Source organism: Candidatus Thiopontia autotrophica, assembly GCF_982804495.1.
This window is the reverse complement of sequence record NZ_CEYDPX010000039.1, coordinates 1-4,772: the sequence shown is the minus strand read 5'-3', so window position 1 is coordinate 4,772 and position 4,772 is coordinate 1. Positions and strand designations below refer to the sequence as shown.

The 4,772-nt window shown below is 53.2% G+C and carries 4 protein-coding genes and 1 riboswitch; of the genes, 2 read left to right on the top strand and 2 right to left on the bottom strand.

Translation table 11 applies throughout. The annotated features are described in order from the left end of the window. Positions 1-1,574, bottom strand: a 1,574-nt coding sequence (gene thiC, locus AC3ZFK_RS08100) for a phosphomethylpyrimidine synthase ThiC (protein ID WP_489433782.1), incomplete at its 3' end; no start/stop codon positions are given. Between the two features lie 18 nt (positions 1,575-1,592). Then, a riboswitch (TPP riboswitch) is annotated at positions 1,593-1,703 on the bottom strand. A 52-nt stretch (positions 1,704-1,755) separates the two neighbouring features. On the opposite strand from thiC, the gene AC3ZFK_RS08095 reads away from it, so the two are divergent. Next, complete coding sequence (locus AC3ZFK_RS08095; protein ID WP_489433780.1) at positions 1,756-2,409, top strand: protein-L-isoaspartate O-methyltransferase family protein; 654 nt, start codon at positions 1,756-1,758, stop codon at positions 2,407-2,409. On the opposite strand, the gene waaA is transcribed toward AC3ZFK_RS08095, so the two are convergent. After that, positions 2,399-3,682 carry a lipid IV(A) 3-deoxy-D-manno-octulosonic acid transferase gene (gene waaA, locus AC3ZFK_RS08090; RefSeq protein WP_489433781.1) on the bottom strand — a complete coding sequence of 428 codons (1,284 nt, stop codon included), beginning with the start codon at positions 3,680-3,682 and terminating at the stop codon, positions 2,399-2,401. The genes AC3ZFK_RS08095 and waaA overlap by 11 nt on opposite strands. Positions 3,683-3,748: 66 nt before the next feature. On the opposite strand from waaA, the gene AC3ZFK_RS08085 reads away from it, so the two are divergent. Further along, positions 3,749-4,603: a lysophospholipid acyltransferase family protein gene (locus AC3ZFK_RS08085; protein ID WP_489433779.1), complete on the top strand. Its 855-nt coding sequence runs from the start codon at positions 3,749-3,751 to the stop codon at positions 4,601-4,603. The last annotated feature ends 169 nt before the right edge of the window (positions 4,604-4,772 follow it).

Genomic DNA, 4,772 nt, shown 5'->3' with positions numbered 1-4,772 from the left:
GCCTTGCTCATCGCATTATCCCGAACCTGCGCACCCGGATGTCCTTTTGCCAGATCTGCCGCGTGAGCTGCAATCTTGTAGGTGACGATTCCCTCTCGAACATCCTCCTTGTCCGGTAGCCCCAGATGCTCTTTTGGAGTTACGTAGCAGAGCATTGCCGTGCCGTACCAACCGATCATTGCGGCACCAATTGCGGAGGTTATGTGGTCGTATCCAGGGGCGATATCACTTACCAGCGGCCCCAGGGTATAGAATGGAGCCTCGCCACACTCCTCGAGCTGTTTATCCATGTTCTCCTTGATCATATGCATCGGCACATGGCCAGGGCCCTCAATAATGGTCTGCACATCGTGCTTCCAGGCGATCTTGGTCAATTCACCGAGCGTCTCCAGCTCCCCGAACTGCGCCTCATCGTTGGCATCCGCCAGACACCCTGGGCGCAGGCCATCCCCCAGCGAGAATGCGACATCATAGGCCTTCATGATCTCGCAGGTCTCCTCAAAATGGGTATAGAGGAAGCTCTCCTCATGGTGGGCCAGACACCATTTCGCCATAATTGATCCGCCGCGAGAGACGATCCCTGTGGTCCGTTTTGCGGTCATAGGCACATGGCGCAATAGTAGCCCGGCATGAATTGTGAAGTAATCAACCCCCTGCTCCGCCTGCTCAATCAGGGTATCGCGCATGATCTCCCAGGTAAGATCCTCGGCAATACCGTCCACCTTCTCCAGCGCCTGGTAGATCGGTACCGTACCGATTGGGACCGGGGAGTTGCGGACAATCCACTCACGGGTCTCATGAATATTCTTGCCGGTGGAGAGATCCATCACCGTGTCTCCACCCCAGCGGATCGACCAGGCCATCTTCTCCACCTCCTCCTCAATGGAGGAGCCGAGGGCAGAGTTACCAATATTGGCGTTAATCTTGGTGAGGAAGTTGCGGCCAATGATCATCGGCTCAACCTCAGGATGGTTGATGTTTGCAGGGATGATCGCACGCCCCCTCGCAATCTCATCGCGCACAAATTCCGGGGTTATAATATTTGGGATTGATGCCCCGAAGGAGTTTCCTGGATGATGCTGCAGCAGCTCTGCATCTTGTACAGCCTCCAGCTTCTGGTTCTCACGAATCGCCACATACTCCATCTCCGGGGTGATGATCCCCTTGCGCGCATAATGCATCTGACTCACATTCAAACCACTGCGGGCACGACGCGGCTTTCTCGCATCATAGAAACGCAGAGAGGCCAGCTCCGGGTCCCCTGCCCGCTGCCGACCATACTTTGAGCTGAGTTGGTCCAGCACCTCGGTATCACCACGTGCCTCAATCCACGGGGCACGAACCGGGTCTAATCCCTGACGGAGATCCACCTCAATCTTGGGGTCAGAGAATGGCCCCGAGGTATCGTAAACATGTACTTTTGTCTCATTAGAGAGCGATATCTCGCGCATAGGGACCTGAATGTCGGGTGCACTCCCCTCCACATAGATCTTTCTGGACTGGGTAAATGGCTCTACGGCAACCGCACCGGCCTGGTGAATCCGTGCGTGCACGTCCTTATCTGTTTCAAACATGGGTCTTGCATTCATTAGCGTCTATTCCTTTTGCTTCCCTACGCCGGCATAATCCGGATCAGGTGTTGTGGTCCAAGGGTCTGTTCTCAGTCCGGAAGGCATTGCCCACAGACACCCCTAGCAGTTCGAATCGGTGCACTATATCATAGCGCTGTTTGACAATAGAATTTTGGAGATGACGATGAATCTGGAACAGGCACGACTCAATATGGTAGAGCAGCAGATCCGCCCCTGGGATGTAATGGATAGCCGGGTGTTGAATGTGGTTGAAGACATTCCCCGACACCATTTTGTGGCGGAGTCTCAGCAGAGCCTAGCCTATATGGATGTGGCTCTGCCGATTGGTGAGGGGCAGAAGATGATGGAGCCTCGTCTGGAGGCCCGTATGGTTCAGACATTGAACCTTCAGAAGAATGAGACGGTTCTCGAGATTGGCACAGGGAGTGGCTACGTAACAGCCCTTCTATGCAGGCTGGGAGCCTCTGTCCGTAGCATTGAATTTTATAGTAGCCTGATGGAGAAGGCCAAAGATCGCCTGACCGCAGAGGGGGTTGGAAACTTTATTCTGGAGAGTGGCGATGCTCTCGTGGGAAACTGGGCCCCAAACAGCCGGTATGATGTTGTGGTTCTGACTGGATCTGTTCAGGAGATTCCGGAAAAACTGAAGAGCGCAGTCAACCAGGGCGGGCGTCTCTTTGCCATTGTGGAGAACAATGGGGTTAAAACTGCAATATTGATGACCCGGTTTGATGATGAGAGCTGGGTAACAGAAAAGCTGTTTGAGACGGAGGTAGAGGGGCTGATTGCCCCGCCACGCGAATCATTTATCTTTTGAGATCCCCCTCAAGAATTCTGTTGATCCCTGTCAACAAGCGCTCCAGCGCACCACGATTCTGCTCAACCACACGCTTGCCCTGCACCCCCATCTGCTGTCGCTTTTCACTATTCTGAAACAGGCTGATTACGATGCTGGCCAACTCATCTGAATCAGTTACCTCCTGCGCTGCCCCCTGTTCTATCAGAAGCTGACTGACCTCGGCAAAATTGAAGCGGTGCGGCCCAAATAGCACCGGCTTGCCCAGTGCCGCGGGCTCCAGCATATTGTGAGAACCGGTGGGCACCAGGCTGCCGCCCACATAGGCAATGTCAGAAGCTGAATAGAGTAGTAGCATCTCACCCATGGTGTCTCCCAAATAGACCTGCGCCTCATCACCACAGGGCTGGTCGCCACTACGACGGACAGCTTTCATCCCCCTGGAGATAACCATTTTCGCAACCGCACTGAAACGCTCAGGATGACGGGGCACAAGAATCAGCAGGGCATCGGGGGTCTGCTCCAGAATCTGCCGATGCGCCTCCAGAACCTGCTCCTCCTCCCCCTCGCGGGTGCTGGCGGCAATCCACACGGGCCGGGCACATCCCAGTTGATCACGCAGCTTCTCCCCCTGCTGCTCAATATCTTCTGGCAGGGTTAGGTCAAACTTGATGCTGCCAGTAACTGTGGTCCGATCTGGAATTGCCCCAAGCCCAGTCAACCGTTTTGCATCAGCCTCCCCCTGCACCGCTGCCCAGGTCACATTTTGCAGTGCCGACCTTGCCAGTTGGGGAATCCAGCGCTGATAACCCTCCAGTGAGCGCTGTGAGAGCCGCACATTGGCCAGGATCAGTGGAATATTCTCTTTTCCACATCGGTGGAACAGATTTGGCCAGATCTCCGTCTCCATTACCACACCAACAGCTGGTCGGAAGTGGTGCAGAAAGCGGCGAGTGGCGCCCGGGAGATCATAAGGTATATAAACGTGGCGCACCTCGCTGCCAAACTCCGCCCCTACACGCGCCGAACCGGTTGGTGTTGTGGTGGTTACCAGGATCTTCTTGTCAGGATCACTTTCAAGTAGTCGGCGAATCAGCGGAACGGATGCAATAAATTCACCAACCGAGACCGCATGGATCCAGATGTCAACTTTCGAGCCACCCCCTCGGTAGAGCCCAAAGCGCTCACCCCACCGCCGCCAGTAGGCAGGGGCGGAAAATCCTCGCCAGGCAGCTCGCAACAGGATGGCTGGAATCAACAGATAGAGCAGAGAAGAGTAGAGTTTTCGGTTCATGACAATGGTAGACTTTAGCAGATGAGCGCCAACCTCTACCATCCCAGATATTGGACCACCTGGTTCATGCTACTGATATTAAGGTTGCTCTCCTTTCTTCCCTTCAAAACACAGCTATTTCTTGGAAGATGGCTGGGGCAGCTTGGAATATTGCTATTGAAAAGACGAAAAAAAATTGCCAGAATAAATCTGGCACTGGTATTCCCAGAGTTATCTCCCCAACATCTCAACCAGCTACTTACCCAACATTTTGAATCTCTGGGGATGTCCATATTCGAGTCTACACTGGGGTGGTGGGGCAGCAAGAGTCAATTGGAGTCTCTGATGAAAATCAGTGGGCTGGAGCACCTTGACCACGCTCTTCAACAGGGCAGAGGGGTTATTCTATTTAGTGCACATTTTACCAATGTGGATCTATCTGGAATCATGCTTGCCACACAGAGGCCTATTCATGCTGTCATTCGCCCTGACAGCAACCCTGTTCTTGACCAAACCATCCGTCGCGGACGTGAGCGTTACCTTAAATCTGTTATCTCTCGAGACAATATTCGAAGAATGGTCAAGATATTAAAAGGCAATGGAGTTGTGGAGTACGCCATGGATCAAAATTTTGGCCATAAAGGGAGCGTCTTTTCAGACTTCTTTGGTATCCCCGCTGCGACCAATACGGCTACCTCTCGTCTGGTCAAGATGACCGGTGCAGCTGTCATCCCGTTCTTCACAACAAGGCGCAGAGACGAAGGCCTTTATGAGCTTACCCTACAGCCACCAGTAATTATGGATGGCTCTCATATACAAGAGGAGACTGATCATCTGAATCATTTGATTGAAGAGGTTGTTCGACAGGCTCCTGAACAGTATTTGTGGATCCATAGGCGCTTTAAGGATCGCCCTGACCATCAGCCCAGTTATTATGCATAAACATCATGCTTGAACCCAAGGCGAGGAAAATTCTTGTCATCAAGTTCCGCCATATCGGGGATGTACTACTGACTGCTCCGCTCATTTCCACCCTTAAACATGCTCATCCAGGAAATCATATATCTGCGGCAGTAAAGCCGGGGACTGAGGCGATGCTGGAGGGGCACCC